The sequence below is a fragment of the Herpetosiphonaceae bacterium genome, assembly GCA_036374795.1.
GTDB lineage: Bacteria > Chloroflexota > Chloroflexia > Chloroflexales > Kallotenuaceae > LB3-1.
On the sequence record DASUTC010000247.1, the window covers coordinates 1 to 25,725 of the forward strand.

At 64.4% G+C, this 25,725-nt stretch carries 27 protein-coding genes; 23 read left to right on the top strand and 4 right to left on the bottom strand.

Annotated elements, in window-relative coordinates:
- The first annotated feature begins 152 nt into the window (after positions 1 to 152).
- From VFZ66_18190 to VFZ66_18260, 15 genes are all read left to right on the top strand, one after another.
- A complete protein-coding gene (locus tag VFZ66_18190) occupies positions 153 to 1,139 on the top strand; it encodes a beta-ketoacyl-ACP synthase III (protein HEX6291120.1) in 987 nt (328 codons plus the stop codon).
- 27 nt (positions 1,140 to 1,166) lie between these two features.
- Entirely contained in the window at positions 1,167 to 2,015 is an 849-nt protein-coding gene (locus tag VFZ66_18195; protein ID HEX6291121.1) for a hypothetical protein, read from the top strand.
- 16 nt (positions 2,016 to 2,031) lie between these two features.
- On the top strand, positions 2,032 to 2,976 hold the full coding sequence (gene fabD / locus VFZ66_18200) for an ACP S-malonyltransferase (GenBank protein ID HEX6291122.1): 945 nt from the start codon (positions 2,032 to 2,034) through the stop codon (positions 2,974 to 2,976).
- Positions 2,977 to 2,985: 9 nt separating this feature from the next.
- On the top strand, positions 2,986 to 5,595 hold the full coding sequence (locus VFZ66_18205) for a hypothetical protein (GenBank protein ID HEX6291123.1): 2,610 nt from the start codon (positions 2,986 to 2,988) through the stop codon (positions 5,593 to 5,595).
- Positions 5,592 to 6,353 (top strand): 3-oxoacyl-ACP reductase family protein, encoded by a 762-nt coding sequence (locus tag VFZ66_18210; protein ID HEX6291124.1) that lies wholly within the window; start codon positions 5,592 to 5,594, stop codon positions 6,351 to 6,353. Before VFZ66_18205 ends, VFZ66_18210 begins: the two co-directional genes overlap by 4 nt.
- A 68-nt stretch (positions 6,354 to 6,421) precedes the next feature.
- The gene (locus VFZ66_18215) at positions 6,422 to 7,168 is read left to right on the top strand and encodes a 3-oxoacyl-ACP reductase family protein (protein ID HEX6291125.1); all 747 of its coding nucleotides are present in this window, start codon (positions 6,422 to 6,424) and stop codon (positions 7,166 to 7,168) included.
- 126 nt (positions 7,169 to 7,294) lie between these two features.
- Positions 7,295 to 7,783, top strand: coding sequence for a hypothetical protein (locus VFZ66_18220; GenBank protein HEX6291126.1), 489 nt, complete (start codon positions 7,295 to 7,297; stop codon positions 7,781 to 7,783).
- Between the two features lie 5 nt (positions 7,784 to 7,788).
- Positions 7,789 to 8,541 carry a 3-oxoacyl-ACP reductase FabG gene (gene fabG / locus VFZ66_18225; GenBank protein HEX6291127.1) on the top strand — a complete coding sequence of 251 codons (753 nt, stop codon included), beginning with the start codon at positions 7,789 to 7,791 and terminating at the stop codon, positions 8,539 to 8,541.
- 82 nt (positions 8,542 to 8,623) lie between these two features.
- Positions 8,624 to 9,976 (top strand): acetyl-CoA carboxylase biotin carboxylase subunit, encoded by a 1,353-nt coding sequence (gene accC, locus VFZ66_18230; GenBank protein HEX6291128.1) that lies wholly within the window; start codon positions 8,624 to 8,626, stop codon positions 9,974 to 9,976.
- Between the two features lie 83 nt (positions 9,977 to 10,059).
- Positions 10,060 to 10,401 (top strand): Asp23/Gls24 family envelope stress response protein, encoded by a 342-nt coding sequence (locus tag VFZ66_18235; GenBank protein HEX6291129.1) that lies wholly within the window; start codon positions 10,060 to 10,062, stop codon positions 10,399 to 10,401.
- A complete protein-coding gene (nusB, locus tag VFZ66_18240; GenBank protein HEX6291130.1) occupies positions 10,394 to 10,810 on the top strand; it encodes a transcription antitermination factor NusB in 417 nt (138 codons plus the stop codon). The genes VFZ66_18235 and nusB overlap by 8 nt, the downstream gene beginning before the upstream one ends.
- A 45-nt stretch (positions 10,811 to 10,855) precedes the next feature.
- A complete protein-coding gene (locus tag VFZ66_18245; protein ID HEX6291131.1) occupies positions 10,856 to 11,083 on the top strand; it encodes an acyl carrier protein in 228 nt (75 codons plus the stop codon).
- Between the two features lie 292 nt (positions 11,084 to 11,375).
- Positions 11,376 to 11,900 (top strand): Sec-independent protein translocase protein TatB, encoded by a 525-nt coding sequence (gene tatB / locus VFZ66_18250; protein ID HEX6291132.1) that lies wholly within the window; start codon positions 11,376 to 11,378, stop codon positions 11,898 to 11,900.
- 14 nt (positions 11,901 to 11,914) lie between these two features.
- The gene (tatC, locus tag VFZ66_18255; protein ID HEX6291133.1) at positions 11,915 to 12,697 is read left to right on the top strand and encodes a twin-arginine translocase subunit TatC; all 783 of its coding nucleotides are present in this window, start codon (positions 11,915 to 11,917) and stop codon (positions 12,695 to 12,697) included.
- Positions 12,698 to 12,861: 164 nt separating this feature from the next.
- On the top strand, positions 12,862 to 13,266 hold the full coding sequence (locus VFZ66_18260; GenBank protein ID HEX6291134.1) for a cupredoxin family copper-binding protein: 405 nt from the start codon (positions 12,862 to 12,864) through the stop codon (positions 13,264 to 13,266).
- A gap of 7 nt (positions 13,267 to 13,273) precedes the next feature.
- Here the strand turns inward: VFZ66_18260 and VFZ66_18265 are convergent, their stop codons facing one another.
- Both VFZ66_18265 and VFZ66_18270 read right to left on the bottom strand, forming a co-directional pair.
- Positions 13,274 to 13,957 carry a DUF4352 domain-containing protein gene (locus VFZ66_18265; GenBank protein ID HEX6291135.1) on the bottom strand — a complete coding sequence of 228 codons (684 nt, stop codon included), beginning with the start codon at positions 13,955 to 13,957 and terminating at the stop codon, positions 13,274 to 13,276.
- A gap of 13 nt (positions 13,958 to 13,970) precedes the next feature.
- Positions 13,971 to 14,198 carry a hypothetical protein gene (locus VFZ66_18270; GenBank protein HEX6291136.1) on the bottom strand — a complete coding sequence of 76 codons (228 nt, stop codon included), beginning with the start codon at positions 14,196 to 14,198 and terminating at the stop codon, positions 13,971 to 13,973.
- Positions 14,199 to 14,417: 219 nt separating this feature from the next.
- Between VFZ66_18270 and ppk1 the strand changes: the two genes are divergently transcribed.
- The gene (gene ppk1 / locus VFZ66_18275; protein ID HEX6291137.1) at positions 14,418 to 16,577 is read left to right on the top strand and encodes a polyphosphate kinase 1; all 2,160 of its coding nucleotides are present in this window, start codon (positions 14,418 to 14,420) and stop codon (positions 16,575 to 16,577) included.
- Between the two features lie 87 nt (positions 16,578 to 16,664).
- Here the strand turns inward: ppk1 and VFZ66_18280 are convergent, their stop codons facing one another.
- A complete protein-coding gene (locus VFZ66_18280; GenBank protein ID HEX6291138.1) occupies positions 16,665 to 18,725 on the bottom strand; it encodes a thioredoxin domain-containing protein in 2,061 nt (686 codons plus the stop codon).
- A gap of 410 nt (positions 18,726 to 19,135) precedes the next feature.
- Here VFZ66_18280 and VFZ66_18285 point away from each other — a divergent pair, with 410 nt between their 5' ends.
- The 3 genes from VFZ66_18285 (at position 19,136) to VFZ66_18295 (ending at position 21,592) form a co-directional block, all read left to right on the top strand.
- The gene (locus VFZ66_18285) at positions 19,136 to 19,429 is read left to right on the top strand and encodes an HU family DNA-binding protein (protein HEX6291139.1); all 294 of its coding nucleotides are present in this window, start codon (positions 19,136 to 19,138) and stop codon (positions 19,427 to 19,429) included.
- 415 nt (positions 19,430 to 19,844) lie between these two features.
- Positions 19,845 to 20,828 (top strand): nucleoside hydrolase, encoded by a 984-nt coding sequence (locus VFZ66_18290; GenBank protein ID HEX6291140.1) that lies wholly within the window; start codon positions 19,845 to 19,847, stop codon positions 20,826 to 20,828.
- Between the two features lie 80 nt (positions 20,829 to 20,908).
- Positions 20,909 to 21,592 (top strand): queuosine precursor transporter, encoded by a 684-nt coding sequence (locus VFZ66_18295; protein HEX6291141.1) that lies wholly within the window; start codon positions 20,909 to 20,911, stop codon positions 21,590 to 21,592.
- Here the strand turns inward: VFZ66_18295 and VFZ66_18300 are convergent.
- Entirely contained in the window at positions 21,589 to 21,840 is a 252-nt protein-coding gene (locus VFZ66_18300; GenBank protein ID HEX6291142.1) for a hypothetical protein, read from the bottom strand. The two genes, VFZ66_18295 and VFZ66_18300, sit on opposite strands and share 4 nt — an antisense overlap.
- A gap of 24 nt (positions 21,841 to 21,864) precedes the next feature.
- On the opposite strand from VFZ66_18300, the gene VFZ66_18305 reads away from it, so the two are divergent.
- The 4 genes from VFZ66_18305 (at position 21,865) to VFZ66_18320 (ending at position 25,662) form a co-directional block, all read left to right on the top strand.
- Positions 21,865 to 22,986 carry an ATP-binding protein gene (locus VFZ66_18305; GenBank protein HEX6291143.1) on the top strand — a complete coding sequence of 374 codons (1,122 nt, stop codon included), beginning with the start codon at positions 21,865 to 21,867 and terminating at the stop codon, positions 22,984 to 22,986.
- 206 nt (positions 22,987 to 23,192) lie between these two features.
- Positions 23,193 to 23,996, top strand: coding sequence for a hypothetical protein (locus VFZ66_18310; GenBank protein HEX6291144.1), 804 nt, complete (start codon positions 23,193 to 23,195; stop codon positions 23,994 to 23,996).
- Positions 23,993 to 24,769: an energy-coupling factor transporter transmembrane component T gene (locus VFZ66_18315; protein ID HEX6291145.1), complete on the top strand. Its 777-nt coding sequence runs from the start codon at positions 23,993 to 23,995 to the stop codon at positions 24,767 to 24,769. The genes VFZ66_18310 and VFZ66_18315 overlap by 4 nt, the downstream gene beginning before the upstream one ends.
- Positions 24,766 to 25,662, top strand: a complete 897-nt coding sequence (locus tag VFZ66_18320; GenBank protein HEX6291146.1) for an ABC transporter ATP-binding protein — start codon at positions 24,766 to 24,768, stop codon at positions 25,660 to 25,662. The genes VFZ66_18315 and VFZ66_18320 overlap by 4 nt, the downstream gene beginning before the upstream one ends.
- Positions 25,663 to 25,725 lie beyond the last annotated feature (63 nt).

Here is a 25,725-nt window from a genome sequence, read left to right on the forward strand (position 1 = left end):
AATGCGCGTGCCCTAGCGTGCCGTCAGGATGGCGATGCGGGAGCGCGATCCCATCGCCGGTGGGGGCTATACTTCCACGGGCCTCGATGATGCGCTAGAGGTAGACGCGATTCGCTGGGATCGCCTACCTGTCGATGGCAGGAGAAGCTTGTATGACATATGCGGCGCTGACCGGTTGGGGTATGTATGTTCCCGATCGCGTGCTTTCAAACGCCGACCTTGAGCGGCTGGTCGATACATCTGATGAGTGGATCGTGACGCGCACCGGCATTCGTGAGCGGCGCATTGCCGGGCCGGGTGAGACAACCGCCAGCATGGGCGTGCATGCGGCGCGTCAGGCGCTGGATCGAGCCGGTGTCGACCCGCGCGACCTCGATCTGATCATCGTCGCCACGTCCACGCCCGATCAGCTCATGCCGTCGGCGGCCTGTCTGATCCAGACGCAGCTCGGCGCGGTGCGGGCCGGGCCGCTGGATGTGAACGCGGCCTGCGCGGGCTTTGCGTACGGCCTGGCCGTCGGCGCGCAGTTCGTGCGCGCTGGCACCTCGAAGACGGTGCTGGTTGTGGGCAGCGACACGCTGAGCCGCTTCCTGAACTACAACGACCGCAATACCTGTATTCTTTTTGGCGACGGCGCGGGCGCGGTGGTGCTCCAGGCCAGCGCCGAGCCGGTCGGCGTGCTGTCGATCGACCTGGGCGCGCTGCCCGACACCAAGGAGCTGCTTGAAATTCCCGGCGGCGGCTCGGCCTGTCCCGCCAGCCAGGAGACGGTCGAGCGCGGTATGCACTACATGACGATGCAGGGCCGCGAGGTCTTCAAGTATGCGGTGCGGGCGATGGGCGAGTCGACGCTCAAGGTGATCGAAAGCGCGGGCCTGATGCCCGACGAGATCGATCTGCTGATCGCGCACCAGGCCAATCTGCGGATCATCGACGCGATGGCGAAGCGGCTGGAGATGCCGATGGAGCGCGTGTTCGTCAATATCGATCGCTACGGCAACACATCGGCGGCGTCGATCCCGATCGCGATCTGCGAGGCGCACGCGGCTGGTCTGTTGCAGCCGGGTTTTCACCTGGCGATTGCCGCGTTCGGCGGCGGGCTAACCTGGGGCTCGGCGGTGATTCGCTGGAGCGTGTAGCGCGCGCCGACGATGGGATCAGGGTGTATGGCAGAGCCGATCGTTCTATCGCATGTGCACATCGCGCCGCTGCTGCGCGCGCGGCAGGCCGGATCGACCGGCGCGGCGATCTCGCCGGATCTTGGCCTGACGACGGTCGATGTCGGGCTGGATGCGGCGGGGGCGCGCTTTCCCGGCGGCGCGCTGCTCACCTGGGACGATGCCGAGACGATCCTGGGCGCGGAAAATAAATGCTTCGTGCTCGCAGGCGACACGATCGACGAGATTCGGATCTTCTCGGAGCATACTCACTGGGTGCGCAGCCTGATGCCGACCACGGGCGCGCCGACGATGCTGGTATCGGGCACGCCGATGCACCGGATCAAGGGCATCGATCCGCACGCCGACACATTGCGCAAGATCAAAACGATCGCGCCGATGATGGGCCGTGTGCTGGATACGGCGACCGGCCTGGGCTATACCGCGATCGAGGCGGCCAAAACCGCGAGCGAGGTCGTGACGATCGAGCTTGACCCGGCTGGCCTTGAGATTGCGCGCTACAATCCGTGGTCGCGGGCGCTCTTTACCGACCGCAAGATCGTGCAGATGATCGGCGACGCCTTCGACGTGGTGCAGACATTCGAGAGCGAGTCGTTTGCGCGGATTATCCACGATCCGCCGATGTTTAGCCTCGCGGGCCATCTGTATGGCGGCGAGTTCTACCGATACCTGTTTCGGGTGCTGAAGCGCAAGGGCCGTCTCTTTCACTACATCGGCGACCTGGAGAGCACGTCGGGCCGCAACATCGTGCGCGGCGTGCTGCGCCGGTTGCAGGAAGCTGGTTTTACCCGCGTGACTCGTCATCCCGAAGCGTTCGGAGTTGTTGCGACGAAATGATAAGGAGAAGAAGCGCATGACCACAGCCTGGGTGTTCCCCGGCCAAGGATCGCAGGCGGTCGGGATGGGCCGCGAAGTCTATGAGCGCTATGCTTCGGCGCGCGCTGTGTTCGATGAGGCCGATACGGTGTTGGGCTTTCCTCTGTCGCGGCTCTGCTTCGAGGGTCCCGACGACGAGCTGACGCTGACCGAGAATGCGCAGCCAGCGCTGCTGACGACGAGCACGGCGCTGCTGGCGGCGGTGCGCGAGCAGGCCGGATCGGAGGCTGATCTTCAGCCGATGTATCTGGCCGGACACTCGCTCGGCGAATATAGCGCGCTGGTCGCATCGGGCGCGCTGGAGTTTGGCGACGCGCTGCGGCTGGTGCGGCGGCGCGGCGAGCTGATGGCGGAGACGCCCCAGGGCACGATGGCGGCGATCATGGGGCTGGATGAGGAGACGCTGCGGGCGGTCTGCGCGGATGCCAGCGTGGCAGGGCCGGTTGTGGTGGCGACCGAGAACTCACCCGCGCAGTACGGGATCAGCGGTAGCATCGCGGGCGTCGAGCGGGCGCTGGCGCTGGCGAAGCAGCACGGCGCGAAGCGCGCGGTGCGGCTGCATGTTTCGGTGGCGCTGCACTCGCCGCTGATGGAGAGCGCGGCCCGGCGCTTCGCGCGCGAAGTCGCGGCGATCAGGCGGATCACGCCGCCCAGGTGGCCGGTGATCGCCAACGCGACCGCCGAGCCGCTGACCGACTCGGATGCGATCAGGGCTGAGCTGATCGAGCAAGTGACCGCGCCGGTGCGCTGGATCGACGGCGTGCGACGGATGGTAGCCGATGGCGTGACGCGCTTTGTCGAGATCGGTCATGGTCACGTGCTCAGCGGCCTGATCAAGCGTATCGCGCCTGGCCGCGAGCTGATCGGCGTCAACACGGTCGCGGCGATCGAAGGCTGGATCGCGCGCGAGCGGCAGGGCTAGGGCCTGCCCGTGATACGTCAAGGTTGGTCACAGCCCGGAGAAGCCGCACCCGCAGCGCTGACAGCAAGCGAGCGGAGCGACGCGCACGAATACGCTGATCCTGGCACACTGGTCGGGCTGGGCTTCGAGTGGATCACGCTGGCGGTCGCGGCGCTGATCGTCGCCGCCGTGGCGATCGACATGCTTGGCCTGCCGCTGGCGATGCTCTCGGTCGTCGTGGCCGCCGTTCTGGCGCTGCTGCCGCTGGTCTATCTGGCGGCGCGCGGCGCACGGCAACCGGGCGCGCCGCTTCGGCGCGGCGATCTCTGGACCGAGGCGCTGCTGCTGGGCGTGATCGGTGTGGTCGGCTGGCATGTCCTGGCTCCGGCGTGGCCGTCGCTGCTGCCGATCGGCAACTCGCCCGACGCGGTGCATCACACGGCGCTGGCGAACTACGTCCTTGAGCAGCGGCATCTGGTGCGCGATCCGGGGCCGGTGCGCGAGCTGCTGATCGAGATGGCCGACTATCCGCCGGGCTTTGCCGCGCTGACCGTGGTAGCGGCGCAGGCGCTTGGGCTGTCTCCGATCCGGGTGATCTATCCGCTGGCGGCGCTGGCGGTGATCGCGGCTGTGCTCGGCTGCGCGCTGCTGATTGTCACGAGCGTCCCGCGACAGGTGCGTCCGGCGGCGGGCGCGGCGGCGCTGGCGGCGCTGCTGATGCCTGATTATATCCTGGGCGCGGTTGCCAGCCAGAGCTACTATCCCCAGATGCTCGCGCAATGGCTGCTGGTGGCGGTCGGCTACGTGCTGGCGCGTCACCGGGGAGCGCGGCGTCTGCTGCCGCTGGCGCTGCTGCTGCTGGCGCTGCTGCTGGTCTATACGACGTGGCTGCCCGTGGCGCTGCTGGCGGTGACGCTGGCGCTGCTGATCCAGCGGATCGGCTGGTCGCGGCGGCTGATCGAGATCGGGGCGCTGGTAGTGCCCGTAGCGCTGCTCGCGCTGGTCTATAGCTGGTCGCGGGCGAGCACCGGCAGCGCGGTGGTGCTGCACGAGGGCGAGACGATCCGCGATCCGCTGGCGGCGACTGGCCTGGCGCTGCCCGCGCTGGCGCTGCTGGGCCTGGTGCGCGCGTGGCGCGAGCCTCGGCGATGGGCCGTGCTGTGGCTGATCGCCGCAGCCGCGCTTCAGATCGTGGGCCTGGGGCTGCTGTGGCGGAGTGGCCGGATCGCCGGCTACATCTACTACAAAGGCTACTACCTGCTGGCGCTGCTGCTGGTGGTGCCGCTCGGCTGGCTGCTGGCTGATGCGCTGGGGTATCTGCTGCGCCGACAGCGTCGCAGGTATCGCGTATGGAGGGCGATCCAGAGCACGGCGGTGCTGGCGGCGATGGGCGGCGCTCTGTTCCTGCCCGGCCTGCCTGTGGCTGCCGAGCCCGCCGAGCATCCGCTGTCGCCGTCGCTGGTGGAGGCGGCGCGCTGGGTGCGCGAGCATGGCACGCCCGATGATGTGCGATTCGCGCTGCGCAAGCCGGGAGCGTCCGCCTACTGGCTGCATGTCGGGGTGCTGGGACAGCCCCGAACGGCTGCGGCGCACCGGCTGCTGACCGATCCGCCGACGACATATCTCGAATGGTATTTTCACCCGCTGACGACGCGCACGCTGCTGCTGGAGCAGCCGACGCTGCCGCAGCCGCACGATGGCCTGGCCGTGCGCTTTCAGAACGAGTGCTGCGTCGTTGTGGAAAAGACCGAGGCGTATCCTGCCGCGCTGCAAGCGCTGCGTCCGCTTCAGGTCAGCTACTCGGCGGCGTTTGTCGACGGCAGGCAGCAGATCGACGTGGAGCTGTTCGACGCGCTCGACCAGCCCGATCTGCGGCTGCGCGTGGTGGTGCAGGGTGCCGATGCGCAGCCGCTGGCGGCCTACACGCTCGACGTGCCACGGCGCACGGGCCGGGTGCAGTATCTCGGCGTGGCATTCAATCTGCAGACGTTGGCCGCGACCGGCTATGCCAATGACGCGCCCGGCGTTGAGTGGCCCGCGACGACCGCCGCCGCTCCGGCGCAGTATCGCGTGCTGCTGCAACTGCTCAAGCAGGAGGCGCTTGTGCGCGAGCAGGAACTCGGCACGTGCTGTGTCGCGCCCGATGTTTGGGTGCCGACGATCATACACCGACGCGGCTCGTGGAGCTACTTCCAGGCGCCGCAGCCCGCCGCCGCAGCCACGCGCGATCATACGCTCGGCGAGGCGATCGGCCTGATTGATGCGCAGATCGAGCGCGAGTCGTTCCGGCCCGGCGAGACGCTGGATGTGCGGCTGCGCTGGCGGGCTCGCCAGACGATCGCGCAGCCCTTCACGACGTTTGTGCAGTTGATCGCCACGGATGGGGGCGCGGCGGTGAGCACCGAGGGCACGCCCAATGGCGGCGCGACGCCGACCTGGCGCTGGCAGGCGGGCGATCTGATCGACGATCGCTGGCAGCTCAAGCTTCCGGCGGATCTCAGGCCGGGCAGCTATCAGGTCGTCGTCGGCATGTACGATCCCACAACCGGCCAGCGGCTCGAAGCCTGGCAGCGCAGCCCATCGGTCGAGCGCTTCTGGACCAACGCCCTGCCGCTCGGAGTCGTCGAGGTGCGACCATGACGCTGCCGCGCTTACCACTCGAAGATCAGGTCGCGATCGTCACGGGCGCGTCGCGCGGCATCGGGCGGGCGATTGCGCTCGCGCTCAGCGAGGCCGGAGCGCGCGTGGTGGTCAACTACCAGCACAACAGCAACGGCGCGGCTGAGGTGGCCGGGCTGATCAGCGGGCGCGGCGGCGCGGCGCTGAGCCACGGCGCGGATGTGTGTGTGCCGATCGAGGTGCGGCAGATGGTTGATGTAACGATGGAGCGCTGGGGCCGCGTCGATATTCTGGTCAATAATGCGGGCGTGACGCGCGACGCGCCTTTTGCTCGGATGCAGGATCAGCAGTGGCACGCGGTGATGGAGATCGATCTGACCTCGGCGTTTGTCTGCGTGCAGGCGGTGCTGCCGGTGATGGAGCAGCGCGGCTATGGCCGGATCGTCAACGTCTCGTCGCTGGCGGGTCTGGCCGGCAACGTCGGGCAGGTCAACTATGCAGCGGCCAAGGCGGGGCTGATCGCGCTGACCAAGGAGCTGGCCCGCGAGCTTGCGCCGCACGGCATCACCGTCAACGCGGTCGCGCCCGGCTACATCGAAACCGACATGATCGAGCAGGTGCCCGAACGTCAGCTACAATGGGCGCTGAACGCGATCCCGCTTGGTCGATTCGGCAGCCCTGAGGAGGTGGCGTCGGCGGTGCGTTTTCTGTCACTGCCCGAAGCCTCGTACATCACCGGCCATACGCTGGTGGTCGATGGCGGCTGGGTGATGCCGTGATGCGGGAAACGAAAGAACAACGAACAGCGAACAACGAGCCAGGGAACAAAGAGATCAAAGGTTGATCGATGGATTTTTCTGATCAAGTCGTCGTCGTCACCGGCGGATCGCGTGGGATCGGCGCTGCAACCGTGCGCATGCTGGCGGCGGGCGGCGCGCGGGTGCTCTTCTGCTATCGGGAGCGGACGGAGGCGGCGCAGGCGGTGCTGGCCGAGTGCGCCGATCTGCGCGGCGAGGTCCAGGCGCGCCAGGCGGATGTGCGCGACAAAGCGCAGGTTACGGCGCTGATCGCGGAGTCGATCGAGCGCTGGGGCAGGCTGGATGTGCTGATCAACAACGCGGCGATCCTGCGCAATAGCCTGGCGCGCGACATGGCGCTGGACACCTGGCACGAGGTGATCGCCGCCGACTTGACGAGCGCCTACTTTACGTGTAAAGCTGCGCTCAAGCCGATGATGAAGGCGCGCTATGGCCGGATCGTCAACGTCACCGGGCTTCAGGGCAAGGCGGGCGGCTACGCGCAGCCGAACTACGCCGCCGCCGCTGGTGGTATCCTGGGGATGACGCGAGCGCTGGCCCGTGAGGTCGCGCCGTGGAGCATCACCGTCAACGCGGTTGCTGCGGGCCTGGTGGAGACTGAGATGCTGCGGCAGCAGCCGCCTGAGCTGCTAAAGATGGGCATCGAGATTGCAGCGCTGCGGCGTGTGGGCACGCCCGAAGAGGTAGCGTACGCCGTGGCGTTTCTGGCCGCGCCCGGCGCGTCGTTCATCACCGGGCAGACGCTCGCCGTGGATGGCGGCTGGACGATGGCGTGAGGCGGGGCGGGAGAACCAAGAACAAAGGAACAAGAGCGCAAGGGAACAAAGGAGCAAAACGAGAACCAAGCGCCGGAAACTTTGAACTTTGAACATGAAACTTGAAACTTTGATTGGTAATCGACTATGGCTGACTGGAAGATCCGCTATGATAAGCAATTCACGCTGTCGCCGATGACGCCGTGGGTTCATCGCAGCAGCGGCGGGGGAGAAGAGGGCGCTCTCGTCTCCTATGATCCGCCGCGTCCGCTGCCAATCCCCGGCAAAGGCTACGCGACGTTTGTGATCACGATCGAGCGCTTCCCGTTCACCTTTGCGTCGCTGCACGAGCTCGACGAGGCGATCCGCGTGCTGGAGCAGCCGGAGCTGCCGCAGATTGATACCCGGCGGAAAAAGCAACTGCCGGTCTATCGCAAGCTCGATCCGCATGGCGCGAAAACGAAACACTGGGTCAGCCGCATTCCCAAGGAGATGCAGGGCTGGGCAAAGCGGCGTAAAATTGTGTTTGAGCTGAGACAGGGCCGCGACGCGATCAAAAAGGCGCTCGGCCCGGACAATGTGGCGCGCTGCTATGGACAGGCCGAGGCCGAATCATCAACCAAGGAGCAAGCATAATTCCTATGCAGATCGATCTATCGAACAAGGTTGCGATCGTCACGGGCGCGTCGCGCGGCATCGGGCGGGCGATTGCGCTGGAGCTGGCGCGCAGCGGCGCGAGCGTCGTCGTCAACTATCGCGGTCAGCAGCAGGCGGCGGCTGAGGTCGTGGCGGCGATCGAGGCTGCGGGCGGCAGGGCGACCGGGGTGCAGGCGGATGTTGGGCAGAGCGCCGACATCGAGCGGCTGCTCAAGACGACGCAGGAGACGTACGGCGGGCTGCACATCCTGGTCAACAACGCCGGGATCACCCGCGATAATCTGCTGCTGCGCATGAAGGACGACGAGTGGGACGCCGTGATGACGACCAATCTGCGGTCGGTCTATCTGCTGAGCAAGGCGGCGCTGCGTCCGATGATGAAGGCGCGCTGGGGGCGGATCATCACGATCACCTCGGTGGTGGGGCTGACTGGCAACGCGGGCCAGGCGAACTACGCGGCGGCCAAGGCGGGCCTGATCGGCTTCACCAAGTCTGTGGCGCGCGAGATGGCCTCGCGTGGTATTACCGCCAACGCGGTCGCGCCCGGCTACGTCGAGACGGATATTACCAGGGACTTGTCGGAGGAGGTCAAGGCAACCGCGCTGGCAAACATTCCGGTAGGCCGCTTCGGACAGCCTGAAGATATCGCCGGCATCGTCGCCTTTCTTGCGTCCGACGCGGCCACGTATATCACGGGCCAGACGATCGCCGTCGATGGCGGCATGACAATGTACTAACGGCTATCGCAGACGGATCGGGCGGCGGCGAACGGGCTGCGCGTCAGGGTCCGGCTGGCTCAGCCTCTATCCCGAATGCTCTATGCTTGAAAAAGTCTTGATCGCCAATCGTGGAGAGATCGCAGTGCGGATTGTCCGCGCGTGCCACGAGCTTGGTATTCGCACGGTCGTCGCGTACTCGCAGGCCGACCGTGATTCGTTGGCTGTTCGGCTGTCGGATGAGGCCGTGTGTATCGGCCCGCCGCCGCCGAGCAAAAGCTACCTGAGCGCGCCCGCGCTGATCAGCGCGGCGCTGATCTCCGGCTGCGATGCGGTACATCCCGGCTACGGCTTTTTGTCGGAAAACCCCTACTTTGCCGAGATCGTCAAGCAGTGCCAGCTTACGTTTATCGGCCCGGAGCCCGACGTGATCGCGATCATGGGCGATAAATCGGCGGCGCGGGCTGCCATGAGCGCGGCTGGGCTGCCGGTGATGCCCGGCTCCGAGCAGACGTTGACGAACGTCGACGAGGCCCGCGAGCTGGCGCAGGAGATCGGCTATCCCGTGCTCTTGAAGGCGGCTGCCGGCGGCGGCGGTCGCGGCATGCGCATTGTGCCGGTCGAGTCCGATCTGGCGCGGGCGTTTGCCACAGCCAAGGCCGAGGCGGAGATGTCGTTTGGCAACGGCGCGCTCTACCTGGAAAAATTCTTGCCGGTCGCGCGTCATATCGAGATCCAGGTGCTGGGCGATAATTATGGCAACATGATCCACCTGGGCGAGCGCGAGTGCTCGATCCAGCGGCGGCACCAGAAGCTGCTCGAAGAGTCGCCATCGCCTGTGGTGGACGAGGCGCTGCGTCGGCGCATGGGCGAGGCAGCCGTATCGGGAGCCAAGGCGATCGACTATACCGGCGCGGGCACGATGGAGTTTTTGATGGACCCGCAGGGCAACTTCTACTTCATCGAGATGAACACGCGCATCCAGGTGGAGCATCCGATCACCGAGCTTGTCACGGGCGTCGATCTGGTCAAATGGCAACTGCGCATCGCGGCGGGCGAGCGGTTGACACTCCAACAAGCTGACGTTAGAATGACCGGACATGCGATAGAGTGCCGTGTCAATGCGGAAGATCCGTCGCGCGAGTTCATGCCACAGGCGGGCGAAGTCGATCTCTTCCTGCCGCCGGGCGGGCCGGGCGTGCGCATCGACTCGCATCTCTATTCGAGCTACGTCATCCCGGCGAACTACGACTCGCTGCTTGCCAAGATCATCGTGTGGGGCGGCGACCGGGCCGAGGCGATCAGCCGCATGCGGCGCGCGCTTGACGAATGTATCATCACCGGCATCAAGACCACCATCCCGTTTCAGCATGCGCTGCTCGACGATGACCATTTTCGGCGCGGCGACGTGTCGACCGGGTATCTGAACGAGTTTATCAATCGGTACTGTGAGTAAGCATAGCCCCGACCGCGATCTGTGCGCTGCGCGGCGACGCGCCGCAGATCCTGAGGCTTGGAATCAACGTTAGGAACTCGAACATGGCTGTACCAAACGGAACGGTAACGATGTCGCCGGTAGCGCTGATCGGCATTATTAGTCGCACGGCACAGGATGTGCAGGGTGTGGCCCGTATGGGTACGGTACCACCATCCCGCGTCGGACAACTCTTGACCGGCAGCCACACCCGTGGCGGCGTGCTGGCGCGCGTGGATGGCGCGGTCAGCGCCGATGTGTATGTCATCGCGCACAACGACGCGAACCTGCTGGACGTTGGTCAGCAGGTCCAGGCGGCGGTAGCCCATGCGATTCGCGAGATGGTGGGCATGGATGTTCGTGAAGTGAACGTGTATATCCAGGACGTGGAGGCTGCGCGTGGCTAATGTGCGTCATCGGGCGCGCATTGCGGCAATGCAGGTGCTGTTTGAGCTTGACATTACCGATCATCCGCTTGATCAGGTGTTGCAGCGACGCCTGGACGATGAAGCATTGCCTGGCGATGCCGCTGAGTTTGCGCAGCGCATCGTGCGCGGCGCGTGGGAGCGACACACGTATCTCGACAATGTGATCGAGCAGGCCGCGCCGAACTGGCCGATCTATCAGATGCCGGCGATCGAAAAGGCGATCTTGCGCCTGGCAATCTGGGAGCTGCTGCTCAACGACCAAGATCCTGCTCCTGCCAAGGCGGTGATTAACGAAGCCGTCGAGCTGGCGAAACATTTCGGTGGCGACAATTCGAGTCGCTTTGTCAATGGTGTGCTGGGCACTGTTGTCAGTCAACGGGAGTCCTGAACATAACAAACACATCGCCTTAATTCCTACACAAGGAGATCTCTCATGGAAGAACGATTGAAAAAGCTGATCGCGGAGCAGCTTGGCGTCGACGAGAGCCGCGTGGTCGCTTCGGCGTCCTTCACCGACGATCTTGAGGCCGACTCGCTGGATCTGGTCGAGCTGATCATGTCGCTTGAGGAAGAGTTCAACGTCGAGATTCCCGACACCGACGCCGAAAAGATCGTGACGGTCGGCGACGCGCTGAACTACCTGCGCGAGCGCGCAGCCTAGCGTGCCGCCGGGCCGGGGAACGAACGTGCAACGTTCGACGAACGGGACACGCGACACCTGGAACTCGAAACGCAGAGTCGGCTGGTTTCCCAACGGTCCCATTGATTCAGCACGAGGCCGACGGTTATAGATCGCGCCGCGCACATGCGCGGCGTTCTCGTTCTCTCCAGCGGCCTCCGTATCGCCCAACTAGCGGGGCGACGGCTGCATCCCCCGATCGTCTGCCGCACGATAGCGCGGCTCCTCGGTTTTGATTAACGATCGATCGCCCGTTTTGTGGTAGCATGATGTCATGTTTGGGATTGGCTTTACAGAACTGATCATCATCCTGATCGTCGCGCTGATGGTCGTCGGGCCGGAGCGCCTGCCGGAGCTGGGCCGCCAGCTTGGCGGGTTCGTGCGCGATCTGCGGCGGATGTACGGCAACCTGCGCGCCGAGCTTGGTCCCGAATTCGACGAGATCGAGCAGGGGCTACGCGAGCTGCGCGCGCTCGACCCGCGTCAGCAGGTGCGCGATTATGGCCGTGCGCTGCTGGAAGATGTCAGCGCCGACGTGCCCGAAGTGAAGCAGCTTGCCTATGTCTCGCGCGTCGATCTTGAGGCCGCCAGCCGCGAGCTGCTGCGCGACGATCTGCTCGACCGACCGCTGCGCGAGACGCTCAAGACCTCCGACGAGCCGCAGCCTCCAAGCACGCCGCAGAGCGGCAGCGCAGCCACGGGCGAGCGATCCGAGACGACGGCGCAGGCCGATCGGTCGCCGGGCACTGCCGCGAGCAACGGCTCACACGAGATCGAGACGACCGGCCACTACGAGTAGGGTGAGTAGAAACCATGCATAGCGCTCAGACGCCGCTGCCGCTAAACTCCAACGACGAGCCAGGGATGATGTCGTGGCTCGATCACCTGCGCGAGCTGCGCAGCCGCCTGATTAAGGCCTCGCTTGCCGTCGTCGTCGGGCTGATCCTCGGCTTCTTCGTGGTGACATACGACAACTATCTGCTGATCTCGCTGATCGCCGACTACCTGACGCCGGAGGGCGTCACGCTCCAGGCGACCGAGTCGGCTGAGGTCTTTACGAATGCGATCCGCGTGGCCCTGGCGATCGGGGTCGGGCTGGCGATGCCGGTGATCGTTTATCAACTGCTGGCGTTTATCGTGCCCGGCCTGACCTCGCGGGAGCGCCAGATCATCTTTTTGATCCTGCCGTTTATCACAATCTGCTTTGTGGCGGGTCTGGTCTTCGGCTGGTTCGTGACGGTGCCAGCCGCCTTTAACTTTCTGCTGCGCCAGGGCCTGGAGCGCTTCACGATCGAGCCGAAGGTCGGCGATTTTCTATCGCTCTTCACGCGGCTGATGCTGCTCAACGGCGTGCTCTTCGAGATGCCGGTGATCGTCTACTCGCTGATCTGGCTGGGCGCGGTGCAGCGCGAGACGCTGACCAGGTATCGCCGCTACGCCGTGCTGGTGATCGTGATTATCTCGGCGATCGTCACGCCCACCAGCGACCCGGTGAACCTGGCGCTGGTCGCGATCCCCATGTATCTGCTGTACGAGCTTGGCCTGCTGCTGGCGCTGGTCGCGCCCCGGCGTAAAACCGTGGTCGCGGGGCGCTGAGCGCGACGGAATCCTCTGAGGCGTCCTTCCGAGATCTGAGAATCGATCGCCGTCGAGACGGATCGATCATGTTTGCGCAATGATTGCGTATACACATTGGAGGCGTATCGCATGCGTCCCAGAGCGCCGGTTGCGCTCACTGCAAGCATGTGATCGGAGTGTGTATGAGCCGAGTCAAACTCCTGATCGTGGCCCCATGGCTCCTGCTGCTTGCCGTCTCTGCTCTAGATGCATCGAGCCAGGTCCAGGCCGTATCGAGCCGGAATGTGGCGATAAGCGCGGTCGATATTGTCGACTTTGCCTATCAGCCCGACAGCGGCGTCTCGTCAGTCGGCGCCAGCGTAACCTGGACCAACCGGGGCAGCTTCGCGCACACGGTAACGTTCGATAGCGGCGCGGCTGACTCCGGCACGCTCACCTCCGGGCAGAGCTTCACCTTCAAGTTTCCCAGCGCAGGCCGCTATAGCTACCACTGCGCGATTCATCCTGCGATGACAGGATACGTCGATGCGCTGCCTCCAAGCGGGCCTAGGCTGCCGCGCAGTTGGCTGCCGCTGGTGACACACTAACAATGCCTCAGTCATCGAGCGCGGTGTGGTAGCGTACCACGGCGACCTCGGTATCGGCGGTAAGCTGGTGCAGCCGCACAACCGCGCGGGTATTGCCCGTAAGATCTTCATAGATCCAGTACATCGTATCGACATCGTCGGGGCCTTCGTACACCAGCGATCCCTCGATCGATTCGCCAGCGGGAAGCGCATCCCCAAGCAGCTCAGGATCGCTCTGCGTAAACACACAGCAATCGTAGATCCAATCGTCCTCGTCTTGCAGCCAGGTCCACAGCGCCACGTCCTCCAGCGCGATCGGCTGCGCGCCGCGATTGGTGATCTTGAGCCGCACCGCCAGAAATTGATAGCCGGGAGTCGGCTCCTGGCTGCCGTCGCCCGCCGTCGTCTGCACATCGACCACCGTCACATCCAGATCGCCGACGCGCTGGGTGGTGCCGACAGCAACTGCCGCGCCGACATCGACCGGCTCGGTGGTCGGTAGCTCGAACTGGGTGTCTGCATTCAGCTCACGCTCGATCTCGCTAAAGACCTGCTCGGTCTGCCGTCCAAGCAGCGTCAGCACGCCAATAATGCCGATCGCGGTGCAGAGCACCATGCAGACGCCGACAAAGCCGATCGAGCCAAGGATGATCCAGAGCGTCCGGTTCGAGCCGGACGACGGACCTGCGGGGGTGGGCGGTACGTAAGACACAGTCGTTTCCTCTTTACTCGTGGGCGCGGCGCTCGACGTTGGTGACGACGCCCATCAGGTAGGCGATTCGGATCGCGTCGCCCGGCTGCGGGCTGGCGTAGATCGACTCGGCGCTGACGCGCGCGCGGCGAAGCTGCCCTGGTGTGTCCAGATGCTCGAAGATGAGATCGTAGAAATAGGTGCCATGCAGATCTACGCGCTGCACCTGATGGAGCGTTGCGTCGTGCGTGCCGATAAGCATACTCGCTTTACCTTTCTGGATCAATCGCGGCTGGCTGGGAACGTAGTCCTACCGATGATACGTTGGTCGTACTACCGTGTCAATTGCCGCTCGTGGCATCCATCCTGCCAGTAGGGCGATGTATATGCCGCGCGCCTGGGCGGCCATGCTACAATACGGCTATCCCTGAAGCCCCTGCGTGTCTAATCCTGATCGTCAGGCTCAAGGTGCTGCCAGATTATGCCAAAGAAACATAAGCGCAAAGTGGTCGATCGCGATGAGTTCCCGAAGCTGCCGCCCATGGGCGCGGATCGCTATCTGAATCGCGAGCTGAGCTGGCTTCAGTTCAACCGACGGGTACTGGGCGAGGCGCTGGACGCCCGCCAGCCGCTGCTGGAGCGTGTCAAATTCCTGGCGATCTTCTCATCCAACCTGGATGAGTTTTTTATGGTGCGGGTGGCCGGTATTCGCGAGCAGATCGACGCGGGCGTGATCGAGCCGTCGCCGGATGGCCTGTCGCCGATCGAGCAGATGATGCAGATCAAGCCGGTCGTCGATCAACTGACCGAACTCCAGCGGCGCTGCTGGTCCGATGAGGTGCTGCCGCAACTGCGGACGCATGGTATCTACGTGTGCGACTACGCCGAGCTGAACGCGGCGCAGCGCGATGCTGTGCGCAGGCTGTTTTATGAGGAGATTTTCCCAGTGCTGACGCCGCTGGCGTTCGATCCGGGGCATCCGTTCCCGCATATCTCGAATCTGAGCCTGAGTCTGGCGGTGGTGGTCAACGATCCGCGCCACGGCGAGCGCTTCGCGCGCGTGAAGGTGCCGGAGGTGCTGCCGCGTCTGATGCAGGTGCCGACGCAGGACGGCCAGCAGGTGTTTGTCTGGCTGGAGCAGGTGATCGCGGCGCATGTGGATGCGCTCTTTCCTGGCATGCACGTGCCGGAGACGTATCCGTTTCGGGTCACGCGCAACGGCGATGTCGATCTGCAAGAGGAGGAGGCGGCGGACCTGTTGCGGACGATCGAGCACGGTATTCGGCAGCGGCAATTCGGGCGCGTGGTACGGCTGGCCGTCGAACAGTCGATGCCGCAGCGTATCCTCGACCTCTTGATCGAGAACCTGGAGATCGCGTCGAGCGAGGTATACCGCGTACACGGGCCGCTCGGAATCTCCGAGCTCATGATGCTGTACAGTCTGGATCGGCCCGATCTGAAGTATTCGCCGTTCATGCCGCGCGTTCCCGAAGCGTTCGAGGAGAGCGAAGATCCGTTTAGTGTGATCCAGTCGGGCGACGTGCTGCTGCACCATCCCTACGAGTCGTTCATGCCGGTCGTGGATTTTATCAGCACGGCGGCGGAAGATCCACAGGTGCTCGCGATCAAGCAGACGCTCTATCGCGTGGGCCGCAACAAGCCGCTCGTCGAAGCGCTGATTCGTGCCCGCGAAAACGGCAAGCAGGTCACGGTGCTGGTCGAGCTGAAGGCGCGCTTCGACGAAGAAAACAACATCGAGTGGGCCAAGCAGTTGGAGGGCGTGGGCGTACACGTGGTGTATGGCCTGCTGGGGTTGAAAACGCACTGCAAGGCGGCGCTGATCGTGCGCAAGGAGCGCGACGGCATCCGGCGCTACATTCATCTGAGCACCGGCAACTATAACATCACGACGGCGCATCTGTACACCGACATCGGCTTGCTCACCGCCGACCCTGAGTTTGGCACCGACGCCTCGGATCTCTTCAACTATCTCACGGGCTACTCGGCGCAGGACACCTACCGCAAATTTATTATCGCGCCGGTCAATATGCGCCAGTCGATCGCGGCGCTGATCGAGCGCGAGATCCGTCACCATCAGGCGACCGGGAACGGCTGCCTGATCTTCAAGATGAACACGCTGACCGATCCGCAGTTGATCGAGGCGCTGTACCAGGCGAGCGCAGCGGGCGTGCGGATCGATCTGATCGTGCGCGGCGTGTGCTGTCTGCGTCCGGGCGTGCCCGGCCTGTCGGAGACGATCTGTGTGCGATCGATCGTCGGGCGATTTCTGGAGCATAGCCGAATCTACTATTTCCACAACGGCGGTAAGGAAGAGGTCTATCTCAGCTCAGCGGATGTGATGAGCCGCAACCTTGATCGGCGCGTCGAGGTGATGTTTCCGGTGCAAGCGCCGCATCTGGTGCAGCGGCTCCGCGATCAGGTGCTCCGGGCGTATCTTCGCGATACGGCCAAGGCGCAGATTCTCCTGCCCGACGGCTCGTACGCACGGCCTGACGCGAGCCTGCCGCCCTTCGATGTTCAATCCTGGCTGCTGCTGCCGCCAGCAGAGCAGGTCGGGCCGAACGGAGAGCAAAGAGCAGAGAACAAAGAACAATTGGGAGAAGTGAAAACTAAGAACTAAGAACCGAGAACCGAGAACGAAGCAAAGGAACAAGGAACAAAGAGGCATTTAATAGCCATGTTCCTGTGTTCCTGTGTTCCTGTGTTCCTACTCTGCAAGCTGTTGCACCATCGTGGCTATATCCGTAGTCGGAAGGCTACACACGAACGAGCGGCAGACGTAGGCCGTCGGCTGCGCGTGCTGCTGCGGTCGGTCGCGGAGCAGCGGGATAAGCTCGACGGCGGCGGTATCGTCGGGCGCGGCGGCGGCGACGATCACGTTCGGCAGGAAGCGCTCGTCGAGCGCGGCAAGCATCCGCTGGGTAGCGGGATCAGCGCGATCGCCGACGATCGCAATCTCGCGGGGTGTCGCCAGCGCAAAGTCAAGCGCGTTGAGCATCGTGGCGAAGGCGCTCGGATAGCGCTGGATGCCGCCTGTCACCAGCTCGATCGTCGCGCGTCCCCGGCGGTCATATTCGGGATCGCCTACCAGCGCGGCCAGTTGCAGCAGCACATGCGCCGCGACCGCATTGCCGGAGGGCACCGCCTCGTCGAAGAGGTCCTTGGGCCGCGCGATCAGCGTCTCGTGCTCGTCGCTGGTCTGGAAGAAGCCGCCGTCGGTATCGTCCCAGAAGTGATCGAGCATATGCTCCGCGAGATCGCGGGCGGCGGAGAGCCAGCGCGTCTCGCATGTGGCGCGATAGAGCGCCAGCAGCCCCTCGGCATACAGCGCGTAGTCGCTCAGAAAGCCCCGGATCTTGGCCTGCCCGTCTTTGTAGGTATGCAGCAGCCGACCGTCACGGCTGAGCGTGCTCAGCACAAACTCGGCGTTCCGTCGCGCGCTGTCGAGGTAATCTTCGCGCTTCAGCACGCGACCGGCCTCGGCCATCGCTGCCAGCATCAGGCCGTTCCAGTTGGTCAGCACCTTGTCGTCGAGGCCAGGATGCACCCGCTGCTCGCGGAGGGCAAAGAGCTTGCGCCTGCCGCGCTCGGCAACGTCGCGCAGCCGATCCACGGGCTGCCCCGTGACCCGCGCGATCTCTTCGAGCGGTCGCGGCAGGTGCAGAATGTTGGTGTGCTCCCAGTTGCCGCTGGCAGTGACATCGTAGATCTGCGCAAAGAGCGCCGCATCCTCGCCGAGCGCCTGCCGCACCTCCGCCAGGCTCCACACAAAGAATTTGCCCTCCACGCCCTCGCTGTCGGCGTCCTGCGCGGCGTAGTACCCGCCCTCAGGCGCGGTCATTTCTCGCTTGACGTAATCGAGCGTCTCCTCGACGATGCGCCGGTACTCGGCGTTGCCGGTGAGCTGGTAGGCATGGAGATAGGCGCGGGCGAGCTGCGCGTTATCGTAGAGCATCTTCTCGAAGTGCGGCACAAGCCAGCGCTCGTCGACGCTGTAGCGGTGGAAGCCGCCGCCAAGCTGATCGTACATGCCGCCGTGCGCCATCTTGAGCAGCGTCGTCTCGGCCTGCTTGAGCGCCTCGGGGTCGTCCCTGCGCTGGTAGGTGCGCAGCAGGAAGTCGATCGTCTGCGGCGCGGGAAACTTGGGCGCGCCGCCCCAGCCGCCGTGCCGCGCATCGAAGCGCTGGCGGATCGCCGTCGCCGCGCTGTCCAGCAGCCGGGTCGTGAGGCTGATATTGCCGGGCGGGATCTGCGCGGCATCCGAGAGCTGCTGCGCCAGATCGCGGGCGCTGGCGACGGCATCGTTGCGCTGGTTGAGCCAGACGTCGTGCATGGCCTCAAGCACCTGTTGAAAGCTGGGCATGCCGTAGCGCGGCTCAGGCGGAAAGTAGGTGCCGCCGTAGAATGGCTCGCCGTCGGGCGTGAGAAAGACGGTCATCGGCCAGCCGCCGTGCTGCGTGAGCGCCTGGACCGCCTGCATATAGATCGCGTCGATGTCGGGCCGCTCTTCGCGATCGACCTTGATGTTGACAAAATACTCGTTCATCAGGCGCGCGGTCGCCTCGTCCTCGAAGCTTTCGCGCTCCATCACATGGCACCAGTGGCAGGCGCTATAGCCGACGCTCAGCAGGATCGGCCTGTCCTCGGCGCGCGCTCTGCTCAGCGCTTCATCACCCCAGGGATACCAGTCAACCGGGTTGTGGGCGTGCTGGCGCAGGTATGGGCTGGTTTCGTGGATCAGTCGATTGGTATGAGTTGGCTCATGCATGGCTCAGTTCCTTCGTGCCGAATCTAAAGAAGCGCTTCGGGACACAGTGTATGCGATTGTGCTGATTTCCTCTACACCTCAGCACGATCCGCTCCATTAGCGCGACGGTCGTTCGTCTCTGCCGCCGCGAACTTTTGCTTCGATTTGCTCTTTGAGTTGACATAAAACGATCCAGAACGTGGCAAAAAGGCGTTTCAGGGGCAAATTGGGCCTAGAACGGCTGCTGGTGCGGATCTTTTGGCACAGTGTGTGATATAGTTAGCGTAGAACAACCGTGTCGGCAGTGCGATTGATGGTAGGCCAAATTGTCCGGATAGTCAACAGATGCAGCCGACAACGCGAAAAAGTTGACTATTTGTGCGGTTTAATGCACAATCGCGCTAACAACCATCCTAACCAGGAGGAATTGTATGGCAAACGCAATCAGCACGTCCCAACTCGTCGATCAGGTTGCCCAGCGGACGGGTTTGTCGAAGGCGCAGGCCAAACAGGCTGTTCAGGCGGTTTTCGAGACGATGGGCGAACGTCTTGCCGCCGGTGATCGCATTCAGGTGAGCGGTTTTGGCAGCTTTGAAATCCGCAACCGCGCCGAGCGCCAGGGCACCAACCCACGCACACGTGAAAAGGTGACAATCCCAGCTTCAAAGGCGGTTGGCTTCCGCGCTGCCTCTAGCCTGAAGGATCGGGTCGGAGGGCAGGGCTAGCAGCCTTCGGTCATCGGCGACGTTCCGGCGGCGACGCTTCCTTCGGGAGTGTCGCCGTTGCGTTGTAGGGCCGTGATGGCGACGAGCGGCGCGGGAAACGTTGTGGTAGAAGCCGGAGGTGAAGGGTTCACAATTCACAACACCCTACCCGCAATCCGGCCACGCCATGCAGACGCATAAAATGTAAATAATTGTTATCACTCTACCGCTGCCGTGCGGTTGTGTGCCGCCTTGCGCGGCCGCCGCGCACCAGCACGATTAAGGCCTGTACCTATGGCCTCGCTCGCTCTCACACCCGGCGCTGAGCTAGCAAGCGTGGACGCTGGTACAATGATCTGCTGGACCCATCAGGTCATCGCGCCGGAGTGCGGGCCACGGGGAGGCCGCCTGAGCGCGCATCTGTGAAGGAGGAGAGATGGTTTTACGTCCTATGCAGCCTGAGACGCAGGCAGGTCCGACGCGCATCGTGCTGGATACCGATCCCGGCATCGACGACGCGCTGGCGATCCTGCTGGCGGTCGCCTCGTCCGAAGTCGAGGTGGCGGCGGTGACTGTCACCGGCGGGAATTGCCCGCTGCCGCAGGGCGTGCGCAACGCCCTGGCGGTGCTCGATATGCTGCGCGCGGCGGTGCCGGTCGTGCCGGGCGTAGCGCTGCCGCTGATCCGCCCGGCCTTTACCGCCGAGGAAACCCACGGCGATACCGGCCTGGGCAACGCCCATCTGCCCGAACCGAGGACAGCGGCAGCGCTCGATCACGCTGTCGATCGGATCATCCGCGAGATCATGGATTCGCCCGCGCCGGTGACGCTCGTGGCGGTCGCGCCGCTGACCAACGTGGCGCTCGCGATTCGACGCGAGCCGCGCATCGTCGAGCGCGTCGGCGACGTGATCCTGATGGGCGGGGCGTTCGATGTGCCGGGCAACACCACGCCGCTGGCGGAGTTCAACGTCTACGTCGATCCGCACGCGGCGCATATCGTCCTGCACAGCGGCATGCCGATCACGCTGATCCCGTGGGATATTACCTCGAAGGTGCTGCTGACGGAGGCGCATATCGACGCATTGCTGGCGCACGCATCGCCCGTCACGCGCTTCATCGCCGACGCCACCAGCTTCTATATCGAGTTTCATCGGCGCTATTTTGGCTATGCCGGATGCTCGATCAACGATCCATGCGCGCTGGCGCTGGCGTTCTGTCCCGACCTGGCAGCGTACGCGCAGGTCTTTGTCGATGTCGAGATCGATAGTCCCAAGAGCCTGGGCAAGACCATCGCCGATCCGCTGAATGTGTGGAGCCGCCAGCCGAACGTGCGGCTGGTGCGCCACTTCGATCAGGAGCGTTTCCTGGCCCTGTTCATGGAGCGTATGGTAGCATTAGCGCGCCTTCATCCAGCCTAGCGCGCATCCCAACAATAGTCAAAAACAGGTATAATTCTGAGTATCGCATCTGTTAGCGTTCGCTCCACAAGCAGAGGATCATGGTGGCACGGTCGTATCGTTTTCTGGAAGTTGTTACGGGTCTGTTCGTCGCTGTCCTGCTGATCAGCAACGTTGCCTCGACCAAATTTGTACGGCTCGGCCCATTCGATTTTGACGGCGGCACGCTGCTCTTTCCGCTGTCGTACATCTTCGGCGACATCCTTACCGAGGTGTACGGCTATGCGCGCTCGCGCACGGCGATCTGGACCGGCTTCATCGCGGCGCTGCTGATGTCGCTGACCTTCGCGGCAGTTGCCGCGCTGCCGCCGAGCGCGGGCAGCGAGTCGTTCAACGCGGCCTTCAACCAACTGCTGGGACTGGTGCCACGGATCGTCGCCGCCAGCCTGATCGCCTATTTCGCGGGTGCGTTCGCCAACGCGTACACGCTGGCGAAGCTCAAAGTGCTGACCGGCGGGCGTCATCTCTGGGCGCGGGCGCTCGGCTCGACGGTGATCGGCCAGGGCGTGGATACGATCTTATTCGTGCTGATCGCGTTTGCGGGCGTGGCAGGAGCGCCGCCGCTGCTGACGCTGATCGTCTCGAACTACGTGTTCAAGCTGGCGGTCGAGGCGCTGTTGCTGCCGCTGACCTATGCGGTGGTGAATCTGCTCAAGCAGGCCGAGCAGGAGGACTACTTCGATCGGCAGACCAGCTTCAATCCGTTCGTCTGGCCGCAATCCTAAGTTTGAAGCTTCGAGCTCAACGTTGAAAGTTCAACGATTCTCTTGTTCTTTGTTCTTTGTTCTTTTGTTCTTCCGTCATTAACAACAGGGTTATGAGTAGCGTCGATGCGCTTGCCAATGCTGTTTTGCTGCCACGACCGATAGGTGTAGAGAAATTGATGAAAGTAGTAGCGCGGACATCTCTCTTCGAGATGGTGTACCAGCGGCGGCACGCGATTGCAGATGCCTGGTTCGATGCGATAGTCCATACCAGCTTTGCGCCATGCAGCACGATGGAGATTCGTCGTGTGCTGCGTGAGCTGACGATTCAGGCGATCCGGCTGCTGTTCGCCGAGCCGCTGGATCGCGAGGCGGCGCGCGCGATCGGCGCGACGCTGCCGCAGCTCAACTACACACCGCCCGAGTCGCTGAGCCGAACCGTCGAGGTGCTCTCAGCACAGCTTGTGATGGCTGTGCCGAACGATGCGCTGGTCCAGCTTCAGCCGCGCATCGCGGCGCTGCTCGGCGAGGTGGCGGCAGGCTTCTTCAGGCAGGCGCGCAACGCGATCTTAGCCGACCAGGAGGAGATTCGCCATGCGCTGCTGGTGGAGCGGCGACGTGCGGAAACCGCGCTGGCTGCGGCGCGCGATCAGGCGCTGGAGACTGCGCGGCTCAAGTCCGATTTTCTGGCGACGATGAGCCATGAGCTGCGCACGCCGCTCAATGCCATCATCGGCTTTACCGATCTGACGCTTGAAGAGTACGTCGGCCCGCTGAACGCGCAGCAGCGCAGTAACCTGCTGCGTGTCAGCCGCAATGCGCGCGCGCTGCTCGAGCTGATCAACAGCGTGCTCGATATGAGCAAGATCGACGCGGGACGCATGCAGCTTGCCAGCGAGCCGGTCTTCAGCGACACGCTCGTGCAGAGCGCTGCCGCCAGCATCGAGACGATGGCGCAGGCCCGACAGTTGCAGGTGGCGATCCGCGAGGCGGATACGAGCCTACCGCCCGTGCGGGGCGATGCCGGGCGTATCCAGCAGGCATTGCTCAACCTCCTCTCGAACGCGGTCAAGTTCACGCCGCCACGGGGCACCATCACCGTTGTGCTGGAGTATGGCCTGGCCGGGACATTGACCACCGCAGCACCCGCGCTGGAGCCAATGCCGCCCGGCCCGTGGGTAGCGCTGAGCGTGCAGGATACCGGCATTGGGATCGCCCCCGAAGAGCAGGAGCGCATCTGGAGCGAGTTCTATCAGATCGACAGCTCCACGACGCGCGAGTATAGCGGCACCGGACTCGGCCTGGCGATCACCAGGCGGCTGACGATGCTGATGGGCGGCCACGTCGGCCTGCGCTCGGCGCTCGGCAGCGGCTCGACCTTTACCCTGTGGCTGCCGGTCGTGCCATCTGATTAATTTCGAGTCCAACGGTTTGCGTTCAGGCCCTCACCCCCCGGCCTGCGCTCGGCGTTGTGTTCCCTTGCTCCGTTGTTCTTTCGTCCCCCGGATCTTGGTTCTCTGATTGCTCACTCAGGCCGCCTCAGGTCTGCGCCAGCGTGTGCTGCTCAGCGCCGGATTTGCGCGTATAATGGCAGGGCAGAAACACGTACGGGAGGATGGCAATGCGCTTCGGAACAGCTCAAAACCGCCCACAATGGCTCCAGGTTGGTCTTGGCCTGGCAGTGATCGTCGCGACGTATCTCTTTTTGATTTTGACTCGCGCGCCAGATATTGCGGCGAGCCAGAGCGGCGACGTGCCGGGCGTGGGCCAGAGCACGACTGCGCTGATCGCTCTGGCCGGGTATTTGCTCGGCGCGGGGCTGATTATCTGGGGCGTGGCGCGTCAGTTCACCACATCGACCTACGCGCTGATCCCGGTCGCCATCGCGATCAACGTGGTGATCGGCGATCTTGTGCAAAACTTCCTGCGGCTGCCGCTCTACCTCGACTCGATCGGCACGGTGCTGGTCGGAGTGCTGGTTGGCCCGTGGGCGGCGGCGGCGACCGGCGGGCTGTCAAACATTATCTGGGGCCTGTTCCGCCCAGGCGCGCTGCCCTTTGCCGTCGCGGCAATCGCGATCGGCCTGCTGGCGGGCTGGTTTACGCGCCTGGGCTGGTTCAGGCGGGCCTATCTGGTACCGATCGCCGGGCTGATCACCGGGATTTTCGCCGCGCTGATATCGTCGCCGATCGCGGCATTTATCTTCGGCGGTGTTACCGGCGGCGGCACCGATGCGCTGGTCGCCGCGTTTCGGGCCTATGGCGCGAGCGTGCTCCAGGCGACCACGCTGCAAGGTCTGGCGGCGGACCCGCTCGATAAGCTGATCTCCTTTGCGGTCGTCTATCTGATCGTCGTTGCGCTGCCGCCGCGCATGCGCGCGCGCTTCAGCCAGTCGGGCACGACCGCCGAGAATCTGCCGCGATGATCGCGCTCTACCAGCCGCGCGCGAGCGCTGTTCATCGGCTGCATCCGCTGACCAAGCTGACGATCAGCTTTGGGCTGATCGCGCTGGCGCTGGGCGTGGCGGTCGACTGGGCTCCGCTGGCGCTCTTTGTCCTGGTGCTGATCCCGCTGAGCGTTGCGGCGCGAGTGGCGCGGCCTTTCCTGGGCACCAGCCTGCGCCTGCTGCTGCCGTTCGCGCTCTCGCTCTTTGTGATCCAGAGCCTGTTCTTTCCCGAAGGCAGCACGGTCATTGCGCGGCTCGGCCCGCTGGCGGTCAAGGCCGAGGGCGTGCGCTTTGCCTTTGCCGCGACGGTGCGGATTCTGCTGATCACGGGCGCGCTGCTGCTGACGCTGCTGACGACCCATCCGGGCGTGCTGATGTCGGCGCTGGCGCAGAAGGGCCTGCCCCCGAATCTGGCCTATGTGATCGTCACGACGCTCCAGATTGTGCCGCAGATGCGCGAGCGGGCAAACCTGATCGTAGATGCGCAGCGGGCACGCGGCCTGGAGACGCAGGGCTCGCTTCTGCGGCGCACGCGGGCGCTCCTGCCGCTGCTGGGGCCGCTGGTGCTGGGCGCGCTGCTGGATGTCGAGGAGCGTACGCTGGCGCTTGAGGCGCGGGCCTTTAGCGCGACGACGCCCAAGACGAGCCTCTTCGAGCTGCCCGATCCGCTGTACGAGCGGCTGCTACGCTGGGCGATCCTGCTGGCGATTCTGGCGGTCGTCGGGCTGCGGCTGGCGGAGGCGCTGCGATGATCGCGCTGCGTGACGTGCGCTATACCTATCCCGGTGAGGCGCAGCCCGCGCTGGATGGTGTGACGCTGGAGATCGCGGCAGGCGAGGTCTGCGCGGTGATCGGGCCGAACGGCGCGGGCAAATCGACGCTATGCTACACGATCGGGGGCTTCGTGCCGCACTATTTTCACGGCGACCTGCGCGGCGAGGTGCTGGTCGACGGGCGGCGGACGATCGAGCATCCGCTTGGCGAGCTGGTCAAGCATACCGGGCTGGTCTTTCATAATCCGCTCAACCAGATCTCCGGCGCGCGCTTCACCGTGCGCGAGGAGCTGGCCTTTGGCCTGGAAAACCTGGGCGTCCAGCGCGACGAGATGCTGCCACGGATCGCGGCGGCGCTCGATCTTGTGGGGATCGCGCATCTGGCCGAGCGCTCGCCGTTCGAGCTATCGGGCGGGCAGCAGCAGCGCGTGGCGCTGGCCTCGATCTTGGTGATGGGGCCGCGTGTGCTGCTGCTCGACGAGCCGACCTCGCAGCTCGATCCGCTGGGCACTAAAGAGGTCTTTGCCGCGATCAAAGCGCTGAGTCGCACGGGCGTGACGGTGGTGCTGGTGGAGCATAAGCCGGAGCTTATCGCCGAGTTCGCCGATCACGTGATCGTGCTGCATGGTGGCCGCATCCAGATGCAGGGGCCGCCGCGCGCCGTGCTGTCGCACCCGGATCTGCCCGCGCTCGGCGTGAGCGTGTCGCGCTATACGGAGGCGGCGCGGGCAGGTCTGGCGCGTGGCCTGTGGCCCGCCGATCTGCCGCTGCCGGTGACGCTGGACCAGGCGGCGCGCGGCTTTGGGGCGGGCCGGCTGCCACTGCGGGATCGGTCAGCGCCGCAGCCGCAGCGCAGCACGGAGGCCGAGTGATGATCCCGATCGGGCTGAGCAACGTCGTGTTTACCTATGCCAGCGGCGTGACGGCGCTGCGCG

Bases quoted from the DNA above. Each gene is read 5' to 3' on its own strand.
- VFZ66_18190 (HEX6291120.1), top strand. From the start codon at position 153: ATGACATATGCGGCGCTGACCGGTTGGGGTATGTATGTTCCCGATCGC.
- VFZ66_18195 (HEX6291121.1), top strand. From the start codon at position 1,167: ATGGCAGAGCCGATCGTTCTATCGCATGTGCACATCGCGCCGCTGCTG.
- fabD (HEX6291122.1), top strand. From the start codon at position 2,032: ATGACCACAGCCTGGGTGTTCCCCGGCCAAGGATCGCAGGCGGTCGGG.
- VFZ66_18210 (HEX6291124.1), top strand. From the start codon at position 5,592: ATGACGCTGCCGCGCTTACCACTCGAAGATCAGGTCGCGATCGTCACG.
- VFZ66_18215 (HEX6291125.1), top strand. From the start codon at position 6,422: ATGGATTTTTCTGATCAAGTCGTCGTCGTCACCGGCGGATCGCGTGGG.
- VFZ66_18220 (HEX6291126.1), top strand. From the start codon at position 7,295: ATGGCTGACTGGAAGATCCGCTATGATAAGCAATTCACGCTGTCGCCG.
- fabG (HEX6291127.1), top strand. From the start codon at position 7,789: ATGCAGATCGATCTATCGAACAAGGTTGCGATCGTCACGGGCGCGTCG.
- accC (HEX6291128.1), top strand. From the start codon at position 8,624: ATGCTTGAAAAAGTCTTGATCGCCAATCGTGGAGAGATCGCAGTGCGG.
- VFZ66_18235 (HEX6291129.1), top strand. From the start codon at position 10,060: ATGGCTGTACCAAACGGAACGGTAACGATGTCGCCGGTAGCGCTGATC.
- VFZ66_18245 (HEX6291131.1), top strand. From the start codon at position 10,856: ATGGAAGAACGATTGAAAAAGCTGATCGCGGAGCAGCTTGGCGTCGAC.
- tatB (HEX6291132.1), top strand. From the start codon at position 11,376: ATGTTTGGGATTGGCTTTACAGAACTGATCATCATCCTGATCGTCGCG.
- tatC (HEX6291133.1), top strand. From the start codon at position 11,915: ATGCATAGCGCTCAGACGCCGCTGCCGCTAAACTCCAACGACGAGCCA.
- VFZ66_18260 (HEX6291134.1), top strand. From the start codon at position 12,862: ATGAGCCGAGTCAAACTCCTGATCGTGGCCCCATGGCTCCTGCTGCTT.
- VFZ66_18270 (HEX6291136.1), bottom strand. From the start codon at position 14,198: ATGCTTATCGGCACGCACGACGCAACGCTCCATCAGGTGCAGCGCGTA.
- ppk1 (HEX6291137.1), top strand. From the start codon at position 14,418: ATGCCAAAGAAACATAAGCGCAAAGTGGTCGATCGCGATGAGTTCCCG.
- VFZ66_18280 (HEX6291138.1), bottom strand. From the start codon at position 18,725: ATGCATGAGCCAACTCATACCAATCGACTGATCCACGAAACCAGCCCA.
- VFZ66_18285 (HEX6291139.1), top strand. From the start codon at position 19,136: ATGGCAAACGCAATCAGCACGTCCCAACTCGTCGATCAGGTTGCCCAG.
- VFZ66_18290 (HEX6291140.1), top strand. From the start codon at position 19,845: ATGGTTTTACGTCCTATGCAGCCTGAGACGCAGGCAGGTCCGACGCGC.
- VFZ66_18295 (HEX6291141.1), top strand. From the start codon at position 20,909: ATGGTGGCACGGTCGTATCGTTTTCTGGAAGTTGTTACGGGTCTGTTC.
- VFZ66_18300 (HEX6291142.1), bottom strand. From the start codon at position 21,840: ATGGACTATCGCATCGAACCAGGCATCTGCAATCGCGTGCCGCCGCTG.
- VFZ66_18305 (HEX6291143.1), top strand. From the start codon at position 21,865: ATGGAGATTCGTCGTGTGCTGCGTGAGCTGACGATTCAGGCGATCCGG.
- VFZ66_18310 (HEX6291144.1), top strand. From the start codon at position 23,193: ATGCGCTTCGGAACAGCTCAAAACCGCCCACAATGGCTCCAGGTTGGT.
- VFZ66_18315 (HEX6291145.1), top strand. From the start codon at position 23,993: ATGATCGCGCTCTACCAGCCGCGCGCGAGCGCTGTTCATCGGCTGCAT.
- VFZ66_18320 (HEX6291146.1), top strand. From the start codon at position 24,766: ATGATCGCGCTGCGTGACGTGCGCTATACCTATCCCGGTGAGGCGCAG.